The organism is Pseudomonas sp. C8002, assembly GCF_013385765.1.
In the GTDB taxonomy this organism is placed as follows: Bacteria; Pseudomonadota; Gammaproteobacteria; order Pseudomonadales; family Pseudomonadaceae; genus Aquipseudomonas.
Window position 1 is genome coordinate 158,665 of the sequence record NZ_JACAPJ010000015.1, and the last position, 24,657, is coordinate 183,321.

General features: G+C 61.0%; 22 protein-coding genes and 1 pseudogene. 9 read left to right on the plus strand and 14 right to left on the minus strand.

Annotated elements, in window-relative coordinates:
* Positions 1 to 5 precede the first annotated feature (5 nt).
* The 7 genes from recO to lptF all read right to left on the minus strand — a co-directional run bounded on the left by recO (position 6) and on the right by lptF (position 7,593).
* A complete protein-coding gene (recO, locus tag HX814_RS21935; protein ID WP_003210428.1) occupies positions 6 to 695 on the minus strand; it encodes a DNA repair protein RecO in 690 nt (229 codons plus the stop codon).
* Between the two features lie 164 nt (positions 696 to 859).
* Positions 860 to 1,762 (minus strand): GTPase Era, encoded by a 903-nt coding sequence (gene era / locus HX814_RS21940; RefSeq protein WP_003210432.1) that lies wholly within the window; start codon positions 1,760 to 1,762, stop codon positions 860 to 862.
* A complete protein-coding gene (gene rnc, locus HX814_RS21945) occupies positions 1,755 to 2,444 on the minus strand; it encodes a ribonuclease III (protein ID WP_003210434.1) in 690 nt (229 codons plus the stop codon). The genes era and rnc overlap by 8 nt, the downstream gene beginning before the upstream one ends.
* Positions 2,445 to 2,591: 147 nt before the next feature.
* Positions 2,592 to 3,446 (minus strand): signal peptidase I, encoded by an 855-nt coding sequence (lepB, locus tag HX814_RS21950; protein WP_003210437.1) that lies wholly within the window; start codon positions 3,444 to 3,446, stop codon positions 2,592 to 2,594.
* 5 nt (positions 3,447 to 3,451) lie between these two features.
* Entirely contained in the window at positions 3,452 to 5,251 is a 1,800-nt protein-coding gene (gene lepA, locus HX814_RS21955) for a translation elongation factor 4 (RefSeq protein ID WP_003210439.1), read from the minus strand.
* Between the two features lie 151 nt (positions 5,252 to 5,402).
* On the minus strand, positions 5,403 to 6,482 hold the full coding sequence (lptG, locus tag HX814_RS21960; RefSeq protein WP_003210440.1) for an LPS export ABC transporter permease LptG: 1,080 nt from the start codon (positions 6,480 to 6,482) through the stop codon (positions 5,403 to 5,405).
* Positions 6,475 to 7,593, minus strand: coding sequence for an LPS export ABC transporter permease LptF (gene lptF / locus HX814_RS21965; RefSeq protein ID WP_003210442.1), 1,119 nt, complete (start codon positions 7,591 to 7,593; stop codon positions 6,475 to 6,477). The genes lptG and lptF overlap by 8 nt, the downstream gene beginning before the upstream one ends.
* 282 nt (positions 7,594 to 7,875) lie before the next feature.
* Here lptF and HX814_RS21970 point away from each other — a divergent pair, with 282 nt between their 5' ends.
* The 5 genes from HX814_RS21970 to rlmF all read left to right on the plus strand — a co-directional run bounded on the left by HX814_RS21970 (position 7,876) and on the right by rlmF (position 14,561).
* Positions 7,876 to 9,366, plus strand: a complete 1,491-nt coding sequence (locus HX814_RS21970) for a leucyl aminopeptidase (RefSeq protein WP_003210444.1) — start codon at positions 7,876 to 7,878, stop codon at positions 9,364 to 9,366.
* A gap of 51 nt (positions 9,367 to 9,417) precedes the next feature.
* Positions 9,418 to 9,840 carry a DNA polymerase III subunit chi gene (locus HX814_RS21975; protein ID WP_177008182.1) on the plus strand — a complete coding sequence of 141 codons (423 nt, stop codon included), beginning with the start codon at positions 9,418 to 9,420 and terminating at the stop codon, positions 9,838 to 9,840.
* 13 nt (positions 9,841 to 9,853) lie between these two features.
* Positions 9,854 to 10,258, plus strand: a complete 405-nt coding sequence (locus tag HX814_RS21980; protein WP_177008183.1) for a DNA polymerase III subunit chi — start codon at positions 9,854 to 9,856, stop codon at positions 10,256 to 10,258.
* Positions 10,259 to 10,443: 185 nt separating this feature from the next.
* The gene (locus tag HX814_RS21985; protein WP_177008184.1) at positions 10,444 to 13,290 is read left to right on the plus strand and encodes a valine--tRNA ligase; all 2,847 of its coding nucleotides are present in this window, start codon (positions 10,444 to 10,446) and stop codon (positions 13,288 to 13,290) included.
* A gap of 248 nt (positions 13,291 to 13,538) precedes the next feature.
* A complete protein-coding gene (rlmF, locus tag HX814_RS21990) occupies positions 13,539 to 14,561 on the plus strand; it encodes a 23S rRNA (adenine(1618)-N(6))-methyltransferase RlmF (protein ID WP_003212741.1) in 1,023 nt (340 codons plus the stop codon).
* Positions 14,562 to 14,625: 64 nt separating this feature from the next.
* On the opposite strand, the gene HX814_RS21995 is transcribed toward rlmF, so the two are convergent.
* Positions 14,626 to 14,907, minus strand: a complete 282-nt coding sequence (locus HX814_RS21995) for an HU family DNA-binding protein (RefSeq protein WP_003212743.1) — start codon at positions 14,905 to 14,907, stop codon at positions 14,626 to 14,628.
* A 397-nt stretch (positions 14,908 to 15,304) separates the two neighbouring features.
* Here HX814_RS21995 and yejK point away from each other — a divergent pair, with 397 nt between their 5' ends.
* Positions 15,305 to 16,309: a nucleoid-associated protein YejK gene (gene yejK / locus HX814_RS22000; RefSeq protein WP_003212745.1), complete on the plus strand. Its 1,005-nt coding sequence runs from the start codon at positions 15,305 to 15,307 to the stop codon at positions 16,307 to 16,309.
* Entirely contained in the window at positions 16,309 to 16,659 is a 351-nt protein-coding gene (locus HX814_RS22005) for a glutaredoxin family protein (RefSeq protein WP_003212747.1), read from the plus strand. The genes yejK and HX814_RS22005 overlap by 1 nt, the downstream gene beginning before the upstream one ends.
* A 135-nt stretch (positions 16,660 to 16,794) precedes the next feature.
* Here the strand turns inward: HX814_RS22005 and HX814_RS22010 are convergent.
* The 6 genes and pseudogenes from HX814_RS22010 to HX814_RS22035 all read right to left on the minus strand — a co-directional run bounded on the left by HX814_RS22010 (position 16,795) and on the right by HX814_RS22035 (position 23,067).
* A pseudogene (locus HX814_RS22010) lies at positions 16,795 to 19,035 on the minus strand (TonB-dependent receptor).
* 273 nt (positions 19,036 to 19,308) lie between these two features.
* The gene (locus tag HX814_RS22015) at positions 19,309 to 20,298 is read right to left on the minus strand and encodes a FecR family protein (protein WP_003212751.1); all 990 of its coding nucleotides are present in this window, start codon (positions 20,296 to 20,298) and stop codon (positions 19,309 to 19,311) included.
* The gene (locus HX814_RS22020; protein ID WP_003212753.1) at positions 20,295 to 20,855 is read right to left on the minus strand and encodes an RNA polymerase sigma factor; all 561 of its coding nucleotides are present in this window, start codon (positions 20,853 to 20,855) and stop codon (positions 20,295 to 20,297) included. The genes HX814_RS22015 and HX814_RS22020 overlap by 4 nt, the downstream gene beginning before the upstream one ends.
* Positions 20,856 to 20,866: 11 nt before the next feature.
* On the minus strand, positions 20,867 to 21,193 hold the full coding sequence (locus HX814_RS22025) for a DUF3325 domain-containing protein (RefSeq protein WP_003212755.1): 327 nt from the start codon (positions 21,191 to 21,193) through the stop codon (positions 20,867 to 20,869).
* Positions 21,194 to 22,768, minus strand: a complete 1,575-nt coding sequence (locus tag HX814_RS22030) for a PepSY domain-containing protein (protein WP_177008185.1) — start codon at positions 22,766 to 22,768, stop codon at positions 21,194 to 21,196. It lies immediately after the preceding gene.
* On the minus strand, positions 22,765 to 23,067 hold the full coding sequence (locus tag HX814_RS22035) for a DUF3649 domain-containing protein (RefSeq protein ID WP_003212759.1): 303 nt from the start codon (positions 23,065 to 23,067) through the stop codon (positions 22,765 to 22,767). Before HX814_RS22035 ends, HX814_RS22030 begins: the two co-directional genes overlap by 4 nt.
* Positions 23,068 to 23,226: 159 nt before the next feature.
* Here HX814_RS22035 and HX814_RS22040 point away from each other — a divergent pair, with 159 nt between their 5' ends.
* On the plus strand, positions 23,227 to 23,715 hold the full coding sequence (locus HX814_RS22040) for a sigma-70 family RNA polymerase sigma factor (RefSeq protein ID WP_008438527.1): 489 nt from the start codon (positions 23,227 to 23,229) through the stop codon (positions 23,713 to 23,715).
* Positions 23,712 to 24,653: a FecR domain-containing protein gene (locus HX814_RS22045; RefSeq protein WP_177008186.1), complete on the plus strand. Its 942-nt coding sequence runs from the start codon at positions 23,712 to 23,714 to the stop codon at positions 24,651 to 24,653. Before HX814_RS22040 ends, HX814_RS22045 begins: the two co-directional genes overlap by 4 nt.
* Positions 24,654 to 24,657: the final 4 nt, after the last annotated feature.

The window sequence follows — 24,657 nt, forward strand, 5'->3', positions numbered from 1 at the left end:
GGATGTCAGGGCTTTCGAAACAACTCGCGGCTGACCAGTGGCCGACCGCCCAGATGCACGGCCAGGGCTTGGCGCATCAGGCGCTTGGCGGCGGACAGGGCGCCGGGGGCGGTCCAGTCGGCTTCGCTCATGGCGAGCAATTCGGTGCCCTGGAACAGGCCGGGTTGCAGCAGGTAGACCCGCTCCAGGCCTGCGTCCACTTGCAGGCGGTACATGCCGTCGGCGGCGATGGGCTCGCCGTGCAGGTCGTTGCTCAGTTCGAAGCCGTAGCCCAAGTCATCCAGCAGGCGCCATTCGAATGCGCGCAGCAGCGGCTCCAGGGGACGGCCTTCGGCGAGGGCGAGCAAGGTGGCGGCATAATGATCGAAGACGCCGGGGTGCGGGTCTTCGGCGGGGAGCAGGCGGATCAGCAATTCGTTGAGGTAGAGGCCGCTGAACAGCGCCTCACCGTTGAGCCAGTTGGAGGCGCCGGCAGCTTCCATGCGGCCGACGTTCTTCAGCTCGCCGCGTCCACGAAACTCCACTTCCAGGGCCACGAAGGGCCGCGCCAGGGTGCCGGCCTTGCCACGTGCACTGCGCAAGACCGCGCGCAGGCGGCCTTGGGGCGTGAGGAAGTCCACCAGGGCGCTTGTCTCGCGGTAGGCGCGGCTGTGCAAGACGTAGGCGGGTTGGCCGGTGGGTGGGGTTTGAGACATGGGGTTCTCGCTGCGGGAACACGGTCTGGAAAACAACGACTATCCAATGTGGGAGCGGGCTTGCTCGCGAATGCGGGGTGTCAGTCAACACATCTAGTGACTGATCCACTGCATTCGCGAGCAAGCCCGCTCCCACATTTGTCCTGCGGTGTTCCGGAGACCTGTTACAGGTCGCCGTAACCCAACGAACGCAACGCGCGCTCATCATCGGACCAACCACCCTTAACCTTCACCCACAGGTTGAGCATGATCTTGGAATCAAACAGCAATTCCATGTCCTTGCGCGCTTCGGTGCCGATGCGCTTGATGCGCTCGCCCTTGTCGCCAATGATGATTTTCTTCTGGCCGTCACGCTCAACGAGGATCAACGCATGGATATGCAGGGTCTTGCCCTGCTGCTTGAACTCTTCGATTTCGACGGTGATCTGGTACGGCAGCTCGGCACCCATCTGGCGCATGATTTTCTCGCGTACCAGTTCGGCGGCGAGGAAACGGCTGCTGCGGTCGGTGATCTGGTCTTCCGGGAAGAAGTGTTCGTTCTCCGGCAGGTAGCCAGCAATCACACGTTCCAGGGCTTCAAGGTTGTGCCCGTGCTGGGCCGAGATCGGCATGATCTGGGCGTTCGGCAGTTGTTCCTGCAGCCAGCTCAGGTGCGGCATCAGCTCGGCCTTGTCTTCGATGCGGTCAGTCTTGTTCAACGCGACGATCAACGGGCCGGTGACATACTGCACGCGCTCCAGAACCATCTGGTCTTCGTCGGTCCACTTGGTACGATCGACCACGAAGATCACCACGTCGACGTCTTTCAACGCTGCCGAAGCGGTTTTGTTCATGTAGCGGTTAAGGGCCTTTTCGCCGCCTTTGTGCATGCCCGGGGTATCAACGTAGACAGCCTGTACGGCGCCTTCGGTCTTGATGCCCAGCATGTTGTGGCGGGTGGTCTGGGGCTTGCGCGAGGTGATCGCCAGCTTCTGTCCCAGGATGTGGTTCAGCAACGTGGACTTGCCCACGTTCGGACGGCCGACGATGGCAACATAGCCACAGCGAGTTGCGGTTGAATCAGTCATGGCCATTCTCCACGCCCAGGGCAATCAGTGCTGCAGCGGCCGCTACCTGTTCGGCAATACGACGGCTCACACCCTGACCTCGGCTTTTTTCATTCAGTAAGGTGATTTCGCATTCGACGAAGAAGACTCGGCAATGCGGTTCACCCTGGATATCCACCACTTCGTAACGCGGCAGGTCGCAACCACGGGACTGCAGGAATTCCTGCAGGCGGGTCTTTGGATCTTTGTTGGTGTCTACCAGCGTCAGGCTTTCGATTTCGGTCGACAGCCAGGCGACGACGCGCTCCTTGGCCGCTTCCATGCCCGCGTCGAGGTAGATCGCGCCGATCAGTGCCTCAAGGGCGTCGGCCAGGATCGACTCGCGACGGAAACCGCCGCTCTTCAGCTCGCCGGAGCCCAGGCGCAGGTAATCACCCAGGTCGAAACCACGGGCCAGTACAGCCAGGGTCTCGCCTTTCACCAGGCGCGCACGCAAGCGCGACAACTGGCCTTCGCGGGCCAGCGGGAAGCGATTGAACAGGGCTTCGCCGGCGACGAAATTGAGGATGGCATCACCGAGGAATTCCAGGCGCTCGTTGTTACGCCCGGCAAAACTGCGGTGTGTGAGGGCAAGGATCATCAATTCCTGATCCTTGAAGGTGTAGCCGAGCTGGCGCTCGAGACGGCTTAGAGAAACGCTCACGGTTTACCCACATTCAGTTCGAGGCACCGGTGGCCTGCGACGATTAACGCTGTGTTCAAATTCAAATCCTGGTGGTTGCTGCATGGGGCCTGGTTTTGTCCAAGCCCCAGAAAAGCATTCGGCGCTGTGTTCACAGCGCCGCATGGATTACTTGATCAGCCCGACCCGCGAGAAGTTCGGCAAGTGGCTGAGCTTGGGTTCCGGCCAACTCATCCAGACCGCGAAGGCCTTGCCGACGATATTCTGGTCGGGGACCATGCCCAGCAGGTCCTTGGGAATATTCGGGTCATCCCAGTAGCGGCTGTCGTTGGAGTTGTCGCGGTTGTCGCCCATCATGAAGTAGTGCCCGGCAGGCACTGTCCACTGGTTGTCAGGCGGCGAACGGTAGCGGCTCATCTCCTTGCGGATTTCGTGCTCTACCGCCCCGAGTTTTTCCTGGTACAGCTCGGCGCTGCCCAGGGTGTTCGGCTCGGAGCCGATCAGTTTTTCTGCCACCGACTCGCCGTTGACGAACAGGCGCTTGTCGCTGGTGTAGCGAATCACGTCGCCCGGCAGGCCCACTACACGCTTGATGTAGTTGACGTTCGGGTCGCTTGGGTAGCGAAACACCATCACATCGCCGCGCTGCGGGTCACCGATCTCGATCACTTTCTTGTCGATCACCGGCAAGCGGATCCCGTAGGAAAACTTGTTCACCAGGATGAAGTCGCCCACGTCCAGGGTAGGTTTCATCGAGCCCGAAGGGATCTGAAACGGTTCCACCAGGAACGAACGCAGCACCAGCACGATGAACAACACCGGGAAGAACGACTTGCCGTATTCAACCAGCATCGGCTCTTTGTTCAGTTTCTCGATCACCGCCACATCGGGCTGGCTGACGCTGCCCTGATAGGACGCGATGGCTGCCCGGCGACGCGGGGCGAAGAACACCAGATCGAGCAACGCCAATAGACCGCAAACGGCAACGGCGATGACCAGCAACAGCGGGAAATTTAGTGACATAGGACCTAACTATCCAACCTGAGCACCGCAAGGAAGGCTTCTTGTGGAATTTCCACGTTACCCACTTGCTTCATGCGTTTTTTACCGGCCTTTTGCTTCTCGAGCAGCTTGCGCTTACGGCTGACGTCGCCGCCATAGCATTTGGCCAGTACGTTCTTTCTGAGTGCCTTGACGGAAGTCCGTGCAATGATCTGCCCGCCGATGGCGGCCTGGATCGCGACGTCGAACATCTGGCGCGGAATCAGTTCTTTCATCTTTTCGGTCAACTGGCGACCTTTGTAGTGCGCGTTGTCCTTGTGCACGATCAGCGCCAGGGCATCCACCTTGTCGCCGTTGATCAGTACATCCAGCTTCACCAGATTAGCTGATTGGTAACGGTCAAAATGGTAATCCAGCGAAGCATAGCCGCGGCTGGTGGATTTGAGACGATCGAAGAAGTCCAGGACCACTTCGTTCATCGGCAAATCGTAGGTCACTTGCACCTGGGTACCGAGGAACAGCATGTCGTGTTGTACGCCACGCTTTTCGATACACAGGGTAATGACGTTGCCCAGGTGTTCTTGCGGCACAAGAATATTGGCCCGCACGATCGGTTCGCGCATGTCTTCGATGGAAGACAGATCCGGAAGCTTGGACGGGTTGTCGACGTAAATCGTTTCACCGGTTTTCAGCGCCAGTTCAAAAATAACCGTCGGCGCGGTGGTGATCAGGTCCAGGTCGTATTCGCGCTCGAGGCGCTCCTGGATGATTTCCATGTGCAGCATGCCCAGGAACCCGCAGCGGAAGCCGAAGCCCAGGGCGTCGGAGCTTTCCGGGGTGTACTGCAACGACGAGTCGTTGAGGGTCAGCTTCTGCAGGGCTTCGCGGAAGTCCTCGAAGTCATCGGAGCTGACCGGGAACAGGCCGGCGTAAACCTGCGGCTGGATGCGTTTGAAGCCCGGCAGCACATCGACGTCAGGGGTGGAGCTCAAGGTCAGGGTGTCACCTACCGGTGCACCGTGGATGTCCTTGATACCGGCGATGATGAAGCCCACTTCACCGGCTTTCAGATCAGTGGTCGCGGTGTGCTTCGGGTTGAATACACCAACGCTGTCCACCAAGTGGATCTTGCCGGTGGATTTGACCAGGATTTTGTCGCCCTTCTTCACACGGCCGTGGCGCACGCGTACCAGGGAAACAACGCCCAGGTAGTTGTCGAACCAGGAGTCGATGATCAACGCTTGCAGCGGATCTTCGTAGTTGCCGGTAGGCGCGGGAATGGTCTTGACCAGGCGCTCGAGCACTTCGTCGACGCCCAGGCCGGTCTTGGCGCTGCACTCGACGGCGTCGGTGGCGTCAATGCCGATGATCTTCTCGATCTCTTCCTTGACGCGGTCCGGATCGGCCTGTGGCAGGTCGATCTTGTTCAGCACCGGCATCACTTCCAGGCCTTGCTCGATGGCGGTGTAGCAGTTGGCCACGGACTGGGCTTCAACGCCCTGGCCCGCGTCCACTACCAGCAACGCACCTTCGCAGGCCGCCAGGGAACGGCTGACTTCATAGGTGAAGTCGACGTGGCCCGGGGTGTCAATGAAGTTGAGCTGGTACTTGATACCGTCTTTGGCGGTGTAATACAGAGTAACGCTGTGGGCCTTGATGGTGATCCCGCGCTCGCGCTCGAGGTCCATGGAGTCCAGCACCTGGGCTTCCATTTCACGCTCGGCAAGGCCGCCGCACATCTGGATAAATCGATCGGCCAGCGTCGACTTGCCATGGTCAATGTGGGCGATGATGGAGAAATTGCGGATATGACTCAAATCACTCACGGATCAACACTCAAAAAGGCTGCAGGCAGACTGCCCGCTGAAAAATAGCCGGGAATTGTACCTGATGCGCAGACCTGACGTCATCCATGGTGACCAAGAACAAAAATGCCCCGATCGTTCGAACGGGGCATTTTTTTTCATAAGCGCGGGCTCAACCGGCCCGACGCAACAGCCAGAAGCCGGCCACGGCGCAGATGGCGGTCGGCACCAGCACCGCAAACAGCGGCGAGAAACCGAATACCAGGCTGGACGGCCCCAGCAGGTCCTGGGCGATACGGAAGGTGAAACCCACCAGTACGCCGGTAAACACGCGCTGGCCGAGGGTCACGGAACGCAACGGGCCAAAGATGAACGAGATCGCCATCAGCACCAGCGCAGCCGTCACCACCGGCTGCAACACCTTGACCCAAAACGCCAGCCAGTAACGACCATTGTTCAAGCCCTGGTCCTTGAGGTAATGGATATACCCCCACAGGCCGGAGATAGGCAGGCTTTCCGGGATCATCACCACGGTATTCAGCAATTCGGGCTTGAGGGAAATATCCCACTGCTCCGTCGGCACATTGATCACTTCGGTGGTCGATGCCGCACCCTTGCCGATATCACGGAAATAGGTGGTGGTCACATCGCTCAATTGCCACTTTTCGTCGGCGTACTGCGCACGTTTGGCGAAGCTCGACGACAGCAGGTGACGTTCCTTGTCGAAGTGGTAGCGGGTGACACCCACCAGCAAGCCACCCGGCTGCACGGCGTTGATGTGGATAAACTCCTCACCCTGGCGGTGCCACAGGCCATGCTTGGAGCTCTGGGCATCGCCCGAACCCTGGGCCAGGGCACGATTGGCCTGGGCCGTGGACTCGGCTGGAGGCGCCACGTATTCACCGATCAGCACGCTGACCACCATCAGCAACAGCATGGGCTTCATGACCGCCCACACGATGCGACCGATGGAAACACCCGCCGCGCGCATGATGGTCAGCTCGCTGTTGCTGGCCAGGCTGCCCAGGCCGATCAGGCAGCCGATCAGCGCAGCCATCGGCATCATGTCGTACAGGCGACGGGGCGCCGTCAGCGCCACGTAGCTCAGGACGTCGGTAACGGTGTAGGTATCGCTGACGTTGCCGACTTCATCAATGAAGGCGAACAACGAGGCCAGCCCCAGAATAATGCCCAATACCGCAAGGATTGCGACCAGGACGCTGCTACCAATGTAGCGGTCGAGCTTAACCACGGGCCATCTCCTTCACGCTGCGACGACTCCGCATCTTCAACCGCATCGGTTCCCAATAAAGCAGCCCCAGGCCAATGGCCAGGAAGACCCCGTGGACCCACCACAACCCAAGGGCCGGCGGCAGTTTGCCCTTCTCCAGGGAGCCGCGGGCGGAAATCAGGATGGTCAGGTAAGCCATATAAAGCAGGATCGCCGGCAGCAGCTTGAGGAAGCGGCCCTGGCGCGGGTTGACCCGGGACAGCGGCACTGCCATCAAGGTCACGATAAACACCAGCAACGGCAGGGAAATCCGCCATTGCAGCTCGGCGATCGAACGCAGTTCCTTGCTGCCGATCAGGTCTGGGGTCGGGATCGCGTCGCGGTCGGTGACCTCATCGCTGACATCCGGCCGGGCCAGCATCACGCCATAGGTGTCGTACTTGATTGCGCGGTAATCGGCCTGACCGGGGCTGCCGTCATAGCGATAGCCATCTTCCAGGATCAGGTAACGGCTGCCATCCGGGCGCACTTCCTGGCGCCCCTTGTCGGCCACCAGAATCGAAATACCACGGTCTTTCTGGTTCTGGCCGAGGTTTTTCTGGGAGATGAACACCCCTCCCAGGTTGGCACGGTCATCCGACATTTGCTCGGTATAGGTCACCCGGGTGCCGTCGTTGAGCGCTTGGAAGCGGCCCGGCTCCAGGGTGTCGAATTCGGTCATGGCGTCCTGTTTGTTCAGCACCAGCTGGAACTGCATGGCGCCCTGGGGTGCCAGGCTCAAGCTCAGCCAGGCCACCACCAGCGCGATACCGGTGGCCGGAACCATGGTCATGGCCAGCAAACGTTGCTGGCTCATGCCGGTGGCCGACAACACGGTCATTTCGCTTTCAAGGTACAAGCGGCCGTAGGCCAGCAGAATCCCGAGAAACAGGCCCAATGGCAGGATCAACTGCAGGAAGCCCGGCAGGCGAAAGCCCATGATCAGGAACAGCGAACCCGGATCCAGGGCACCCGAGGCAGCCTGGGCGAGGTATTTGACGAAGCGACCACTCATGATGATGACCAGCAATACCGCACTCACGGCACTCAGGGTCAACAGGACTTCGCGGGATAGATAACGGAAGACGATCAAACCAGACACTCCAGGGTTGTCAGGCTAAGGCGGCCAAACAAGCAAGCATATCGAGTCGACCCATTGCTGCAGGCCGGCTAAAAAGATGGCGCATTATCCTGTGATTGACCGCACCTGTCACGGAGCTTGCTCATACGCGTGCACAAAGCTGCCCGCAAGGGTTGTCAGGCTCGGGCGGCGAGGTTCAAACTGCGGCCTTTGTCGCGGGCGGCCTACAGGCTGCCAAGCTTACAAGCCGGAGTACAGACTCCTGGCTCACTGACCTTTATAAGGGACCCGAAAATGGAACTGGTTGTAAAAAGCGTTAGCCCCGAAACGTTGAAAACCGCCACCCTCGTGGTCGCTGTCGGCGAAGGCCGCAAGCTGGGCGTTGCCGCCAAGCAACTGGACGAACTGAGCGGCGGCGCCATCAGCGCAGTCCTCAAGCGCGGCGACCTGGCCGGCAAGGTCGGCCAAAGCCTGCTGCTGCAAAGCCTGCCTAACCTTAAAGCCGACCGCGTATTGCTGGTGGGCGTTGGTAAAGACGCCGAACTGGGCGACCGTCCGTTCCGCAAGATCATCGCCGGCATCCTCAACACCCTCAAGGGCCTGGGCGGCACCGACGCGGCCCTGGCGCTGGACGAAGTCGTGGTCAAGGGCCGCGACAGCTACGGCAAGACCCGCCTGCTGGCCGAAAGCCTGCTGGACGGCGGCTACGTCTTCGACCAGTTCAAGAGCACCAAGGCCGAACCCCGCGCCCTGAAGAAAGTCACCCTGCTGACCATCAAGGCGGCCCAGGCTGAAGTCGAACGCGCCGTGACCCACGCCCAGGCCATCGCCGGCGGCATGGCGTTCACCCGTGACCTGGGCAACCTGCCACCGAACATCTGCCACCCAACCTACCTGGGCGAGCAAGCCAAGGCGCTGGGCAAGGAATTCAAGGGCCTGAAAGTCGAAGTCCTGGATGAGAAGAAGATCAAGGAACTGGGCATGGGCTCGTTCTATGCCGTGGGCCAGGGCAGCGACCAGCCGCCACGCCTGATCGTGATGCAATACAACGGCGGCAAGAAGTCCGAGAAGCCATTTGCCCTGGTCGGCAAAGGCATCACCTTCGACACCGGCGGCATCAGCCTCAAGCCGGGCCTGGGCATGGACGAGATGAAGTACGACATGGGCGGCGCCGCCAGCGTGTTCGGCACCCTGCGTGCCGTGCTGGAACTGAAGCTGCCGATCAACCTGGTGTGCATCCTGGCCTGCGCCGAGAACATGCCGAGCGGCGGCGCGACCCGTCCGGGCGACATCGTCACCACCCTCAGCGGCCAGACCGTGGAAATCCTCAACACCGACGCCGAAGGCCGCCTGGTGCTGTGCGACGCCCTGACCTACGCCGAGCGCTTCAAGCCGCAAGCCGTGATCGACATCGCCACCCTGACCGGTGCCTGCGTAGTTGCCCTGGGCGCCCACACGTCGGGCCTGCTGGGCAACAGCGACGAACTGATCGGCCAACTGCTCAGCGCCGGCCAGGCTGCCGACGACCGCGCCTGGCAACTGCCGCTGTTCGATGAGTACCAGGAACAGCTGGACAGCCCGTTCGCCGACATCGCCAACATTGGCGGCCCGAAAGCCGGCACCATCACTGCGGCGTGCTTCCTGTCGCGTTTCGCCAAGAACTTCAACTGGGCCCACCTGGACATCGCCGGCACCGCCTGGACCAGCGGCGGCAAGGACAAGGGCGCCACTGGCCGTCCGGTTCCATTGCTGACCCAGTACCTGCTGGACCGCGCCAAAGCCTGAAAATGAAGATCCCCGGGCGCTTGTAAAGCCGCCCGGGGCTCAGGAACCGCAATGACCCAAGTCGACTTCTATATATTGCCCAGCGCCGATCCTTCCGCGCGCCTGGACTTTGCCTGCAAGCTCACCGAAAAAGCCTGGCGCATGGGCCACCGTATCTACCTGCATTGCAGCGATGCCGCCCAGCGTGACGACCTCGACGCCCGCCTGTGGCGCTTCAAGGGCGAAAGCTTCGTGCCCCACGGCCCCGCCGAATCAGAGCCGGAAGGCCTGGTGGTACTGGGTTTGGGCGACAGCTGTGGCGATCACACAGACCTGCTGGTCAACCTCGACCTGAAAGTACCGGCCTTCGCCAAAGGTTTTGCCCGTGTGGCGGAAGTGGTGGTGGAAGACCCGGCTATTCGTCAGGCCGCGCGGGAGAGTTTCCGTTTCTACCGCGAACAGGGCTATTCTCTGCAAGATCACCGGCTACAATGACTTTGAGCACACGATGGACACTCCAAACCCGCTAAAAGACTCTGACCACCTGCTGGATGACCTTGAGTCGATCCGCAAGCTGCTCGGTGATGATGACCTGCAACCGCCATTGCTGACCGATTCGGTCAACGGTGACGTACAAATTCCCCTGCTGTTCGATATGGTGGGTGGCAAGCCGGTTACGCCGGAACCTGTCGAAACGCCCGCGGTGCAAGCTGCGCCGGCTGCGGCTGTTGCCGTACCTGCCGCCGAAAAAGCCCCCGACGCCCTGCTGCTGCACCTGGACAACGAACTGCGCGCCGCCGCGCAACTGATCATGCAAGACGTGATCGACGATTTTGCCCCGCATATCGAAACCGAGATCAAGCGCCGGCTGGATGCGCGCATGGAGCGGTTGTTGAGCCAGTACCAGAACTAAGGCTGACACATATCCCCTGTGGGAGCGGGCTTGCTCGCGAAGGGCGTGAACGATAACGCGTACATCCTGAATGAACGCGCCGCCCTCAGGTTTTTCGCGAGCAAGCTCGCTCCTACCCCTCTCCCCTATCCCCCGTTATACTTGTCGGCTTTCCTGAATTAATGCCAACTAGGGTCCCGCCGCGCATGGATAAGACCTACCAGCCGCACGCTATTGAAACTTCCTGGTACCAGACCTGGGAGTCCGAGAATTATTTCGCTCCGCAAGGCGCGGGCGATGCCTACACCATCATGATTCCGCCACCGAACGTCACTGGCAGCCTGCACATGGGCCATGGCTTCAACAATGCGATCATGGATGCCCTGATTCGTTTCCGCCGCATGCAGGGTCGCAATACCCTATGGCAACCAGGTACAGACCACGCCGGTATCGCCACCCAGATGCTGGTGGAACGCCAACTGGAAGCCACCGGCCAGAACCGTCACGACCTGGGCCGCGAGAAATTCCTCGAGAAAATCTGGGAATGGAAGGATCAGTCCGGCGGCAATATCAGCCGTCAGATCCGTCGCCTGGGCTCGTCCGTCGACTGGAGCCGCGAGCGCTTCACCATGGACGACGGCCTGTCGGAAGCCGTGAAGGAAGCCTTCGTGCGCCTGCATGAAGACGGCCTGATCTATCGCGGCAAGCGCCTGGTCAACTGGGACACCAAGCTGCACACGGCGATTTCCGACCTTGAAGTGGAAAACCACGACGAGAAAGGTTTCCTGTGGAACCTCAAGTACCCGTTGGCTGACGGCGCCAAGACCGCCGAAGGCAATGATTACCTGATCGTCGCCACCACCCGTCCGGAAACCATGCTCGGCGACGCCGCTGTCGCGGTCAACCCGAACGACGAACGCTACCAGGCGCTGATCGGCAAGTTCGTCGAGCTGCCGCTGGTTGGTCGTCGCATCCCGATTATCGCGGATGACTACTGCGACCCTGAATTCGGCACCGGCTGCGTGAAAATCACCCCGGCCCACGATTTCAACGACTACGAAGTCGGCAAGCGCCACAACCTGCCGCTGCTGAACATCTTCGATAAAAACGCCGCCGTTCTGCCGGCCTGCCAGGTGTTCAACCTCGACGGCACGCTGAACGAGAGCATCGACGGCAAGATCCCGGCTGAATACGCCGGCCTCGACCGTTTTGAGGCGCGCAAGCAGATCGTTGCCGCCTTCGACGCCGCCGGCCTGCTGGTAAGCGTTGATGACCACGGCCTGAAAGTGCCGAAGGGCGACCGCTCCGGCACCATCATCGAGCCGTGGCTGACCGACCAGTGGTACGTGTCCACCAAGCCGCTGGCTGAGCCCGCGATTGCTGCCGTGGAAGACGGCCGCATCGCGTTCGTGCCGAAACAGTACGAAAACATGTACTTCTCGTGGATGCGTGACATCCAGGATTGGTGCATCAGCCGCCAGCTGTGGTGGGGCCACCGGATTCCGGCCTGGTACGACGAGTCGGGCAAGGTCTATGTGGGCCGCGACGAAGCCGAAGTACGTGCCAAGCACAACCTTGGCGCGGACGTGACGCTGCAACAGGACAACGACGTACTGGACACCTGGTTCAGCTCGGGCTTGTGGACCTTCTCCACCCTCGGCTGGCCGCAACAGACCGAGTTCCTGAAGAAATTCCACTCCACCGACGTGCTGGTCACCGGCTTCGACATCATTTTCTTCTGGGTTGCCCGGATGATCATGCTCACCATGCACTTGGTGAAGAACGAAGACGGCACCCCGCAGGTACCGTTCAAGACCGTGTACGTGCACGGCCTGGTGCGTGATGGCCAGGGCCAGAAGATGTCCAAGTCCAAGGGCAACGTCCTGGACCCGCTGGACATCATCGACGGCATCGACCTGGAAACCCTGGTGCAGAAACGCACCTCGGGCCTGATGCAGCCGAAACTGGCGAAGAAGATCGAGAAGCAGACCCGCGACGAGTTCGCCGATGGCATCGCCAGCTACGGCACCGACGCCCTGCGCTTTACCTTCTGCTCGCTGGCGTCCACCGGTCGCGACATCAAGTTCGACATGGGCCGCGTCGAAGGCTATCGCAACTTCTGCAACAAGATCTGGAATGCCGCGCGCTACGTGCTGGATAAAGGCGAAGACTGCGGCCAGAACGGCGAGGCCATCGAGCTGTCCCTGGCGGACCGCTGGATCATCTCCCAGCTGCAGCGCACCGAAGCCGAAGTGACCCGTCAACTCGACCAGTTCCGCTTTGACCTGGCGGCGCAGGCCCTGTACGAGTTCATCTGGAACCAGTATTGCGACTGGTACCTGGAACTGTCCAAGCCCGTGCTGTGGGACGAGAACTCGCCGATCGAACGTCAGCGCGGCACCCGTCAAACCCTGGTGCGCGTACTGGAAGTGGCGTTGCGCCTGGCGCATCCGTTCATGCCCTTCATCACCGAAGAAATCTGGCAGCGCATCGCGCCGCTGGCGGGCAAAGACGGCAAGACCATCATGCTGCAACCTTGGCCGGTGGCCAACGAAGCCCGCATTGACGAGGCAGCCGAAAGCGATATCGAGTGGCTCAAGACCCTGATGATGGGTACGCGCAACATCCGCGCCGAGATGAATATCGGTCCGGGCAAGCCACTGGCCGTGTTCGTGAAGAACGCCAGCAGCGAAGACCTGCGTCGCCTCACCGAGAACGACGCGCTGCTCAAGAAGCTGGCGAAACTGGAGTCGATCACCGTATTGGCCGCTGGCGAAGAAGCACCGCTGTCCGCCACCGCACTGGTGGGCGAGATGGAAGTGCTGGTGCCGATGGCCGGCCTGATCGACAAGGCTGCCGAACTGGCGCGCCTGGACAAGGAAATCCTGCGCCTGCAAGGCGAAGTGCAGCGGGTGGGCGGCAAGCTGTCCAACGCGGCGTTCGTCGACAAGGCTCCGGCTGAAGTGATCGAGAAAGAACGCGCCAAACTGGCTGAAGCCGAACAGGCTTTGGGCAAGCTGGCGGAGCAACACGCACGGATTTCCAGCCTGTAAGGGGCAGCCCGTGTAAAAAAAGAGACCTTCGGGTCTCTTTTTTTTGCTTGGAAAAACACCGCTATTTCTCTTTGGAAACCCGACCAATGTGGGAGCTGGCTTGCCTGCGATGGCATCGCCTCGGTCTGGCAGATACACCGAGTCGCCTGCATCGCAGGCAAGCCAGCTCCCACATTTGACCGAGTTCGACCAAGGAATGTGTGACAATACCCACCACTTTTGAAACAAACGCAGAATCGACGCAGCCCATGACCGCCCCCAGCACACCCAAAGCACCGCGCAAGAAGCCAAAATCCAGTACGCCGGCCAAGCCCGTCGTTCCGCGCAAAGAGGCCACCTTGCACCCGCGTAACCGCCACCAGGGCCGTTACGACTTCCAGGCGCTGATCAAGACCACGCCCGAACTGGCGCAATTCGTGATCATCAACCCGTACGGCAAGGAAAGCATCGACTTTGCCAGCCCAGACGCGGTGCGGGTGTTCAACCGGGCGTTGCTCAAGGCGTTCTACGGCATCAATCACTGGGACATCCCGGCTGACTACCTGTGCCCACCGGTACCGGGGCGTGCCGACTACGTGCACTTCCTCGCCGACCTGCTGGCCAGCGTCAACGAAGGCGTGATCCCCCGTGGCGCGCCGGTGAAGGTGCTGGACATCGGCATGGGCGCCAACTGCGTCTATCCGTTGATTGGCTACAGCGAGTACCGCTGGAATTTCCTCGGCTCGGAAGTCGACCCGACGGCCGTGGCCGCCGCCAAGGCGATCGTGCAGTCCAACGGGCTGAACAAGGCCATCCAGCTGCGCCAGCAAACCAACCCCAAGCAGATCCTGCTGGGCTTGCTGGAGCCGGGCGAGCGGTTTGACCTGACCATGTGCAACCCGCCCTTCCACGCGTCCATGGATGAGGCGACCAAGGGCAGCGAACGTAAATGGCGCGCACTGGGCAAGGCTGATCCGAAACGCAAGTTGCCGGTGCTGAACTTCGGTGGCCAGTCGGCGGAATTGTGGTGTGAAGGCGGTGAAGCGCGGTTCGTGACGCAACTGATCGCTGAAAGCGCGCATTTCCAGCACAAGGTGCTGTGGTTCAGCACGCTGGTGTCGAAAGCGTCGAACTTGCCGGCGATCCAGACAGCGCTGAAAAAGGCCGGTGTGCTGGAAAGCCAGGTAGTGGAGATGTCCCAGGGCCAGAAGCAGAGCCGCTTCGTCGCCTGGACGTTCCAGACCCCGAGCGAGCAACAGGTGTGGCGCCAGCGTTGGGCCCGTAAAGACTGATAAATCGCAGGCAACAAAAAACCGTGCCCGGATCGCTCCGGAGCACGGTTTTTTTTGCTGCGTCTTACTTGTTAACAGCGTCGGTCAGGCCTTTGGCCACAACCAGCTTGATAACTTTCTTGGCAGCGATTTCGATGGCAGCGCCAGTCGAAGGGTTACGGCCAGTACGGGCAGGACGCTCGGTCACTTTCAGTTTGCCAACGCCTGGCAGAGTGATTTCGCCGCCGTTTTCCAGCTGATCAGCAACGATCTGGCTCAGTTGGTCCAGCAGAGCACGCACGGTGGTTTTCGGTGCGTCTACAGCTTCAGCCAGATCAGCGATCAGTTGGTCTTTAGTAATAGCCATTGTGGTGTTCCTTCCCTATCAAATTCATTTGGATTGCAGAGTGCAGTGTCAGCCATCGAGCCCTGCCATCAAGGCCTGGCACCCAAGGGCTATAACCACGAAGATCGGGGTTATAGATACCTGAAACCGGGTTTGGTTCGACCTGACAAATGCTGAATGCACGCTTAACGCCCAGACTGCGCGTAAGACGGGGCAAAACTAGCACAGAGACGGGGAAATATCCGCCTCAACATACCCATTTGGTCAGCTTTATCGCTCTAAACCGTGAAAAAAAGGCATATGGCCCGTCGGATGGCGCTCAAAACGCCCTCCGAACAGCGCCATCCCCAGCGGGTGCGGTACACTGGCGACTTTTTCCGGGAGCCCCACCCCTCCCCTTCAACCAGCCGAGAAGCCCATGCCGATCCGTCATTGCATCGTCCACCTGATCGACAAAAAACCCGACGGCACACCCGCAGTTCTCCACGCCCGCGACTCCGAGCTTGCCGAGTCGGCCGCGATCGAGAACATGCTCGCCGACCTCAACGAGAGCTACAACGCCAAACAAGGCAAGGCCTGGGGCTTTTTCCATGCCGAGTCCGGCGCGCACCCGTTCAGCGGCTGGTTGAAGGAGTATTTCGACGGCGGCAAGGATTTCACCGCCTTCAGCCGCATTGCGGTGGAACACCTGCAGAAGCTGATGGAGGAGTCCAACCTCTCCACCGGCGGCCACGTGCTGTTTGCCCACTATCAACAGGGCATGACCGATTACCTGGCGATCGCCCTGCTGCACCACAGTGAAGGCGTGGCCGTGACCGACCAGCTGGACGTGACGCCGTCGCGCCATCTGGATCTTGGCCAACTGCACCTCGCCGCGCGCATCAACGTGTCCGAGTGGCAGAACAACAAGCAATCCAAGCAGTACATCTCGTTTATCAAGGGCAAGAACGGCAAGAAGGTCTCGGAGTACTTCCGCGACTTTATCGGCTGCCAGGAAGGCGTCGACGGCCCGGGCGAGACCCGCACCCTGCTCAAGGCCTTCAGCGACTTCGTCGAGAGCGAAGACCTGCCGGACGAATCCGCCCGCGAGAAAACCAAGACCCTGGTGGACTACGCCAGCAGCCAGGCCAAGCTCGGCGAGCCGATGGGCCTGGAAGAGCTGTCCGGGTTAATCGATGAAGATCGGCCAAAAGCCTTCTACGATCACATCCGCAACAAGGACTACGGCCTGTCGCCGGAAATCCCGGCGGATAAACGCACCCTCAACCAGTTCCGCCGTTTCACCGGGCGTGCCGAAGGCTTGTCCATCAGCTTTGAAGCGCACCTGCTGGGCGACAAGATCGAATACGACGAAGCCGCCGGCACCTTGATCATCAAGGGCCTGCCGACCCAACTGACCGACCAGCTCAAGCGTCGCAACTGATGCTGGGCGGGGTTCTGAAGAAAGTCCTGCTGGTGTTGCTGGTGGTGGTGGTTTTCCAGAACTGGGGCAAGATCGAGCGGTTGTTCAACCCCTCCCAGGTGGTGCCGGAGCAGACACGCGCGGCAGCGCGCGTGGTGCTGTATTCCACCGAGTGGTGCGGCTACTGCAAACAGATCCGGCGTTTTCTGGATTCCAAGGGGATTCCCTACCAGGCGTTTGATATCGAGAAGGACGCCCAGGCGCGCAAGGCGTACGAGGCGTTGGGGGGCGGCGGGATTCCGTTTGTGGACGTGAACGGCACGCTGATTCGCGACTACAACCCTGAAGCGATCATGGCGGCGCTGAAGTAACTCACTCTGTAAAATACCGCAGATCAAATGTGGGAGCGGGCTTGCTCGCGAATGCGCTGGTTCAGTCAATACATCTGGCGACTGACCCACCGCTTTCGCGAGCAAGCCCGCTCCCACATTGGGTTTGCGTACGCGTTAGAAATTGGCCTCCAGGGAAACCATCGCCGTACGCTCTTCACCCACGTTGTAATACGCCGAACTGGCCGCCAGGCCATTCACCGGCGCCGAGTTGAACGACACGGTGCGCGCCGAGCTCAGGTATTCCTTGTCGAACACATTGAGCATCGAGAAGCGCAGCGCGGCCGACTTGAAGACCTTCTTGTCCACCGGCAGGTAGATACCGGCGTTGAGATCAAACACGGTGCGCCCGGAGATTTTCTCGTTGTTGGTCAAATCACCGTAGAACGCCCCGACATACTTGCCGGCAATGTTGCCGTAGTAGCGCTTGTCGTCGTAACCAAACACCAGGTTGAGCATGTTTTCCGGCACGTTGGCCAACTGGTTGCCCTTGGTCGGCAACAACACGTTCTTGCTGACAAAGTCGTCCTGCTGCTCGGACTTGGTATAGGTGTACGACGCGTAGTAGTTGAAGTTGTACGGCAGCAGGCCGCTCCACTCCAACTCCAGGCCTTTGTTGGTCACGTCACCGACGTTGGCCATCACGTAGTCACCGTTCAAGTCGGTGGTCGACAGCTGACGGTCCTTGAAGGTGATGTAGAACAGGGTGGCGCTCAGGGCCATTTTCTCTTCGGTGTAGCGCCAGCCCAGCTCCTGGTTCCAGCTCAGCTCGGGGTTGAGGTTGAGGGAATCGCCCTTGTTGTACAGCACGTAGTTCTGCGGTGTGCGCATGTTGCGAGTGACGTTGTAGAACGCCTGGTTGCTCTCGTCGACCTGGTACTTGGCACTGAAGTTCGGCAGGAACTGATGGTAGCGGGCGTTACGCTTTTCCGGCTTGTCGTACAGGCTGCCCAGGTTGTCGCCGTCACGCTCGACGTACTGGTACGCCAGCCCGCCGACAAAACTCAGGTCTGGGGTGGCTTGCCAGCTGTCCTGCACCCACAGCTTCTGGGCCGGGGTCACGGTGTACTGGTGACGGCCCTGGACGGTCTTGCCGTTCTTGTCGACCACCTGGCCGCCGCTGTTGTAATCCCCCCAGATGTCGTCCGGTGCACCTTCGCTGTTGATCCCGATATACGGCTGGGTCTGGCGCTGGCGAGCGCGCTCGTACCAGTAACCGTAATCCAGGCTGTGCTCCTCGTTGATGTCCCATTTCATTTTGACCGTGACGCCAGGGCGCCAGGTTTCGGTCCACGACGGCCGGTAGTAGTTGGCCGACTGGAGGTTACCCAGGTCGTAGTTACCGGCCTTGTCGGACTTCGGCCCCAGGTTGGTCGCGGTCTGGCCGCTGAAACTGCCGCCGTTGCCCCGGTAGTAGTAAGGCGCAACTGTCAGGGCCAGGTCATCACGCAGGCGCCAGCGCTGGGTGAAGGTGGTCATGACACTTTCAAATGGGTTGCGGTTGAGCTTGTAGGAAGACGACAGCAATCCGTTCTTGTAGACCGGCGTTTCCGCGTAATCCAGGCGGCGGCCCTGTTGCTGGAACTGGCTCTTGCTCAGCGTGTTGTAGTTGTAGTTTTCCTGGGTGTTGTACTTCATGGTGAAGTTGCTGGTGTTGCCGTTGTCGTCTTCGAACAGCGTGCTCCACTCCACCTTGTCGCCCCGCAAGGTGCCCTTGCCGCGCCACTTGTCGCCTTCGGTGTGAGAGGCCGAGACCCAGGTCTTGAAGCCGCCCAGGTCGCCGGTGTTGAGCCGTGCGAAGGACTTTGTCAGGTTGTTCGAGCCGATGGATTGCTTGACGAACAAGCCTGGCTCTTTGGTCGGCCGGATCGTGACCATGCCGATATTGCCGCCGCTGGAACCAATGTGCGGGCCGTCCGCTTCGGAGGAGCCCTGGGTGACAAACACTTCACCGACGTTTTCCGGATCGCCCAGCTGGTTGGCGTACACGCCATAGCTGCCGGAGTCGTTGATCGGCACGCCGTCCATGGAAACCCCGACCTAGTCGGAGTTCATGCCGCGCATGGTGAAGCTGGTGCCGCTCATGCCGCTGGCGTCGTCGTTGGAAACGTTGATGCCCGGGGTGTACTTGAGCTTGTCGATGGCGTTGGCCGTCGGGGACATTTCGTCCATGGCTTCCTTGGTCACCGTGGACCGGGCCTTGGCACTTTCTTCCTGAATCATGTGGCCGGTGCCCAGGGTACGTTCGCCGGCGACGTGCACCGAACCGACATCCTGGGAATCGTCTGCCAGAACCAGCGGCGCAAAGCCGCCCAGGCCCGATGCTAAAAGCAGGGCATAGAGTTTGTTGTAGGTCACGAGTAGATCCCTTACATGCATCTATCTGTTGTTATGGGGGAGGTATTGGCGATCTCGGCTGGGTGAACAGCGCCGCCAATCTTCCTGACCACCTGCTCAGGAATCCGAGGATCATCCGTGCATCACGTAACGATTTGGTTACAGGTTTTGGCGATTGCGATGAAGGTTAAATGAAAGGTCCACACACACGGATGTGCCAAGGCATGGGGATTTTCAAGGGAAGGTGGTGCAAGTAATGACAGCGCCACGCCATTGCGGCGTAGCGCTCTGTATCTAGCGCAATACGATCATCCGACCGAGCAGCGAGTGTTGTTCAAACCCCAAGACCGCCTGCAACGCATTGAGCACCGCCTGGGGGTCCTTGCTCGGGAAACTGCCGCTGACACGCCGGGCGCCGAGGTCTTCGTTGAGCAGCAGAATGCGCCCCGGATAGTAGCGGCCGAGGTCTTGCACCACATCGGCCAGCGGCGCCTTGTAGTAGTTGAGCCAACCATCGCGCCAGGCCAGGCGCGACTCGCTGTCGACCGCGTGCAGCTCATCGGCGACACCGTCGGCGTAGGCCACTTGCTGGCCGGCCGTCAGAATCTGTTGCTGAGCATACTTCGACGGCGTTACCCCAACCCGACCGGACAACACCGTCACCTGCGCACCTGCCGGTTGCAGGCGCACCTCAAACTGCGTGCCGAGCACCCGTGCTTCGCCGCTGCCGGCCTCGACCACAAAGGATTCGCCAGTGTGGGTCACACTGAAAAAACCGGCGCCACGGCGTAGCTGGATATGGCGCTCGCCATGCTTGAAATCCACTGCGATCGCACTGTCGGCGTCCAGGGTGACCTGGCTTTGATCGGCCAGGGTCACGGTCTTCACCTCACCCGGCGCGGTGACGTAATCCGCGCCGAAGTCATCGACCCAGCGTGACGGCTGCCAGCCGGCGCCCATCGAGATCATCACCAGCAGGCAGGCGGCCATGGCCAGGGCACCAGACCAGCGCCGCACGCTGGAGCGTTTCGAGGTATTCATCGCGTTCAAGTAACCCTGCAGCGCCAGGGCATCCTCATCCGCCAACGTTCTGGCCGGTACTTCACTCAATTCCCACAGCACCTGGGCCTGGGCGTAGGCTTCCACATGCGCAGGATCGGCCCGCAGCCAACGGCTGAACGTGGCCTGGTCGCCACTGCTGGGTTGGTCATGCAACAGGCTCAACCAGGCCAGTGCGGCCTGTTCCTGGTCGGGCGTCGGGGTGACGCGGGCAGTGGCGTTCACGGGGCTTTCCTTGGCGATGGTTCACGAAGGCTGGCCTTGCAGGCTTCGAGGGCACGCATCATATGTTTTTCCACGGCGCTTTGGGACAGGCCCATGGCCTTGGCGATTTCCGCGTACTTGCGGCCATGGATGCGGTTGAGCAGGAAAATCTGCCGGGTACGTTCCGGCAGGCTGCGCAAGGCTGCTTCAACGTGACGCAGATCATTGCCCGCCTCCAGCGCGGCCTGGGGTTCGCAGCCCTGGTTATCCTGTTGTTCCGGCAGCCAGCCTTCGCTGCTGCGCACCCGGGCGCCTTCGCTGCGCAGGTGGTCGATGGCGATATTGCCGGCGCAGCGCAGCAGGTAGGTGCTGAGCTCCTCGACCTGCACCAGCGGCCGGCGCCAGAAGCGCAGGAACAAATCCTGCACCAGGTCCGCCGCCGTCGCACGGCAGCCCACGCGGCGGCTGACCAGCGCTTCCATCTGCGAGCGCTGGGACAGGAACACCTGCAGGAAATGCGCCCGTCCGCCCGCCGCGTCTGCGTGCTGCTCTGGATGTTCGGGGGGCGTGGTGATCATCAACGATGGACTCAAAGGGTCGCGAAGGCCGCAACCGGACTGGCCAGCAGGCCGAGGCCCGCCAGGATCAAGGCCAGCCTTGGCCGATACGGCAACAGCAACACCAGCAACAACCCGCTGAGCATCAAGACCGCGCACCACTCCACCAACCCCTGGCTCCACCCGGTCGCGAGCACCGCCGGCCAGATCGAGACAATCAACAGCAGCCAGCCGCCCACGCGCAAACCCAGGCGCCGACGAGGCGAAGGTTTACTGTGCAGCAGTTCGCCATGGTGCCGGTCCATGGACAGGCACAACGCGGTAAACCCTGCGTAACACAGCAGCAGCGCCAGGAGCATTCAGTTCACCTCGCCCTTGAGGGTCAATGGCCGGGCACGTTCGGCCTTGGGCTGAGGGACACGGCGGTGCTGCATTTTCCAGGCAGCCCAGGCGAGGAACACGCCGCTGCCCAGGCACGTCAGGTCAAAACCGGCCATGGCCCAGTCGCCGTTGGCCAGGGACACACCCAAATGCTGGGTCGTGGTCAGCGCGTTGAGCACCGGCACGCCGATAAACAGCAGCGCGCCCACACTCAATTGCTCAACCCAGCCGCGGCGCCCCTGGCGGACAATCGCGTGCAGGACGCTCAAGCCCCAGGCAATAAAGAAGGCTTGTACTTCCCAGTCCGAGCGCCCGGCAAAGCTGGCCGGCAACAGGCGGTTGGCCCAGAAGAATGCAGCGATGGCGATCATCAAGCCGGACATGCTGGCGATGTTCAGCACTTCCACCAGCCGCAGCTCAAAGGGCAGCACACCGGTTTTGGTGTGCTTGAGCTGACGCTTGCCCAGCCACATCACCAGCCCGGTGCCGATCATTGCCGTGCCCGCGAGGCCGCAGATGAAATACAGCCAGCGCAATACCGGGCCGGCGAAATGGCCCATGTGCAAACCGTAGAAGCTGCCACCAATCGCCGCCGGCAGCGACTGCTCGCCGCTCACCCGCAACAGTTCGCCGGTAGTGCCGTTGAATGAGACGGTGCTGCCAAAGTCATGCACCACTCGATCCGACCCGGCGCGGAACACATTGACCGAGGCGTTTACATCGCTTGGATTATTCACCACCAGCCGTCCGACATGCCCGCCGGCCCATTGCTCGCGCGCCTGCTCGTACATCGGACCCAGTGGCAGCAATTGCCCCGGCTGGCCGAGGGCCGGCGCATTGTCGGTGGCCGGAAACACATCGTTGAAGAACGCACGGGTATCGTTGCCGTAGGAAGCGAGGATGCTCGCCGGCATCACCATGCTCATGAAAATCACCAGGCTGCTGTAGGTGATCATCAAGTGGAACGGCAACACCAGCACGCCCACGGCGTTGTGCCCGTCGAGCCAGGACCGCTGGCCCTTGCGCGGGCGGAAGGTGAAGAAGTCCTTGAAGATTTTCTTGTGGGTGATGATCCCGGTGATCAACGCCACGAACATCACCATCGCGGCGATGGTCGACAGCCAGCGCCCCCACGGATAGGGCATTTGCAGCTGGAAGTGGAAACGATAGAAGAATTCGCCGCCCATGCTTTCCCGGGCCTGGACCTGCTGGCCGCTGACGGGATCGAGGAGTTTTTCGACGAAATTGCCGCGTTTGCCCGGGTCGACCTTGTCTTGCCACATCACCGACAGGCCCGGCTCACGGCTGCTCGGCAAGGTGATAAACCAGCGCGCGGCATTGGGCGCCTGGTGTTGCAGATAGGTTTGGGCGGCGGCCAGGCTACGGGCGTCATCGACGGGATGCGCCTGCACTTCGGGCTGCATCCAGTGGGTAATTTCGTCCTTGAAATACGACAGGGTGCCCGTCAGGAAAATCGCAAACAGCAGCCAGCCAAAGATCAGCCCGGCCCAGGTGTGCAACCAGGCCATGGCCTGGCGGAAGCCCTCTTTCATGTGCGCGCCATCCAGTACGCCAACCCGGCGAACGTGGCCATTATCGCGCTGGGCAGCAACACGCCAAACCAGGCGCGCCAGGCCGTGCGGCAGGCGAAGCACCAGATGACTGCCAACAGGTAGAACACAAACGAACTCAGCATGCCGCTGATCACCGCATCGGCGCGGCTGGTGGGCAGCCACAGCGTCATGCACACGCTGGCCAGCGAGGCCAGCAGGTAACCGCCGACCACAGCCGCCAGCACCCGCGACGTCACGGCAAGACGGTAGGAAACGGGAAGTGAGGTTTTGCGTTTCATGCACAAGGCGCCAGGTTCGTCAGTGCGCAATATTAATGATAAAGGTTCTCATAAGCAAAAGAGAACGCATCACTGGCAATTGCCGAACCCGTCTGCGCGCCCTACAATGCGAACAATTCTTGTTCTCTAAAGCATGCCCATGCTGCCGGAGTGTGCGCGTTGCAGCCGTCCAACACCGTCGAAGTCCTGTACCACGACCATCACCACTGGCTTACCGGCTGGTTGCGACGCAAGCTCGGCTGCCCGGAAAGCGCCGCCGACCTGGCCCAGGACACCTTCATCCGCGTGCTCACCGCACGGGAAACACCGACGCTGATCGAACCTCGCGCCTTCCTCACCACCATCGCCAAGCGTGTGCTGTGCAACCATTACCGCCGCCAGGACCTGGAGCGCGCCTACCTCGACGCCCTGGCGCAAATGCCCGAACACGTGGCGCCGTCGGAGGAAGAGCGGGCAATCATCCTGCAAACCCTGATGGAGCTGGACCAGTTGCTGGACGGCTTGGCGCCCCCGGTCAAACGCGCGTTCCTGCTGTCCCAGCTCGACGGCCTGACCTACGCGCAAATCGGCGCGGAACTGGGCATCTCCATCGCCACGGTCAAGCGCCATCTGAATAAAGCGGCGATGCGCTGCTACTTCGCCCTATGAGTTTCTCAACGCAAGTCGCCGAACAAGCGGTGCACTGGCTGATGGAAATGCAGCAGGGCCCGCTCAACCCACGTAAACAGGCGGCCTGGCAACAGTGGCTGGACGCCCACAGCGAACATCAGCGGGCCTGGGAGCACATCCAGCGAGTGAACCAGCGCTTGCGCGGGATGCCATCACCCCTGGCCCACGCCGCCTTGAATGCACCGAAATCCAACAGTCGTCGTCAGGCCCTGAAGTTGTTGCTGATACTCGGCGCCGGGTCGGCAGCGGCCTGGGGTTTGCGCCAGCAACATATATTGCCGCCGTTGAGTGCCGACTACCGCAGCCCCATCGGCCAACGGCGCAAGTTCCAGCTGGCGGATGGCAGCCAGTTGCAGCTCAACACCGGCAGTGCGGTGGATGTGCATTTTGAGGGCCAGCAACGCTTGATCCGCCTGCTCGAAGGCGAAATCCTGCTGACCGCCAAACCCGGCAACGCCCCGCTGCGGGTCATCACTTCCCAGGGCCTGCTCAGCGCCCAGGCCGCGCGGCTGAACGTGCGGCAATTCAACGATCACACACAACTGGCGGTGTTTGATGGGCACGTTGACGTGATGCCCAACACCTATAGCGGTTTGCCGTTGTCGGTGGAGAAAGCCCATCAGGTCAATTTCACCCGCAAAGGCTGGGACACCGCCCGCCCCACCGACGCCGGCAGCGGCGCCTGGGCCGACGGCATGCTGGTGGCGGCCCACATGCGCCTGGAAGATTTCCTCGCCGAATTGAGCCGTTATCGCCGTGGCCAGCTCAATTGCGACCCGCAGGTGGCCAACCTGCTGATTTCCGGCAGCTACCCGCTGGACGACAGCGAACGAATCCTGGACCTGCTGCAAGTCAGCCTGCCGGTCAGGGTCCGGCGGTTTACCCGCTACTGGGTCACTGTCGAAGCCCGTGCCTGAAATA

Bases quoted from the DNA above. Each gene is read 5' to 3' on its own strand.
- recO (WP_003210428.1), bottom strand. From the start codon at position 695: ATGTCTCAAACCCCACCCACCGGCCAACCCGCCTACGTCTTGCACAGC.
- era (WP_003210432.1), bottom strand. From the start codon at position 1,762: ATGACTGATTCAACCGCAACTCGCTGTGGCTATGTTGCCATCGTCGGC.
- lepB (WP_003210437.1), bottom strand. From the start codon at position 3,446: ATGTCACTAAATTTCCCGCTGTTGCTGGTCATCGCCGTTGCCGTTTGC.
- HX814_RS21970 (WP_003210444.1), top strand. From the start codon at position 7,876: ATGGAACTGGTTGTAAAAAGCGTTAGCCCCGAAACGTTGAAAACCGCC.
- HX814_RS21975 (WP_177008182.1), top strand. From the start codon at position 9,418: ATGACCCAAGTCGACTTCTATATATTGCCCAGCGCCGATCCTTCCGCG.
- HX814_RS21980 (WP_177008183.1), top strand. From the start codon at position 9,854: ATGGACACTCCAAACCCGCTAAAAGACTCTGACCACCTGCTGGATGAC.
- HX814_RS21985 (WP_177008184.1), top strand. From the start codon at position 10,444: ATGGATAAGACCTACCAGCCGCACGCTATTGAAACTTCCTGGTACCAG.
- rlmF (WP_003212741.1), top strand. From the start codon at position 13,539: ATGACCGCCCCCAGCACACCCAAAGCACCGCGCAAGAAGCCAAAATCC.
- HX814_RS21995 (WP_003212743.1), bottom strand. From the start codon at position 14,907: ATGGCTATTACTAAAGACCAACTGATCGCTGATCTGGCTGAAGCTGTA.
- yejK (WP_003212745.1), top strand. From the start codon at position 15,305: ATGCCGATCCGTCATTGCATCGTCCACCTGATCGACAAAAAACCCGAC.
- HX814_RS22005 (WP_003212747.1), top strand. From the start codon at position 16,309: ATGCTGGGCGGGGTTCTGAAGAAAGTCCTGCTGGTGTTGCTGGTGGTG.
- HX814_RS22020 (WP_003212753.1), bottom strand. From the start codon at position 20,855: ATGATCACCACGCCCCCCGAACATCCAGAGCAGCACGCAGACGCGGCG.
- HX814_RS22025 (WP_003212755.1), bottom strand. From the start codon at position 21,193: ATGCTCCTGGCGCTGCTGCTGTGTTACGCAGGGTTTACCGCGTTGTGC.
- HX814_RS22030 (WP_177008185.1), bottom strand. From the start codon at position 22,768: ATGAAAGAGGGCTTCCGCCAGGCCATGGCCTGGTTGCACACCTGGGCC.
- HX814_RS22035 (WP_003212759.1), bottom strand. From the start codon at position 23,067: ATGAAACGCAAAACCTCACTTCCCGTTTCCTACCGTCTTGCCGTGACG.
- HX814_RS22045 (WP_177008186.1), top strand. From the start codon at position 23,712: ATGAGTTTCTCAACGCAAGTCGCCGAACAAGCGGTGCACTGGCTGATG.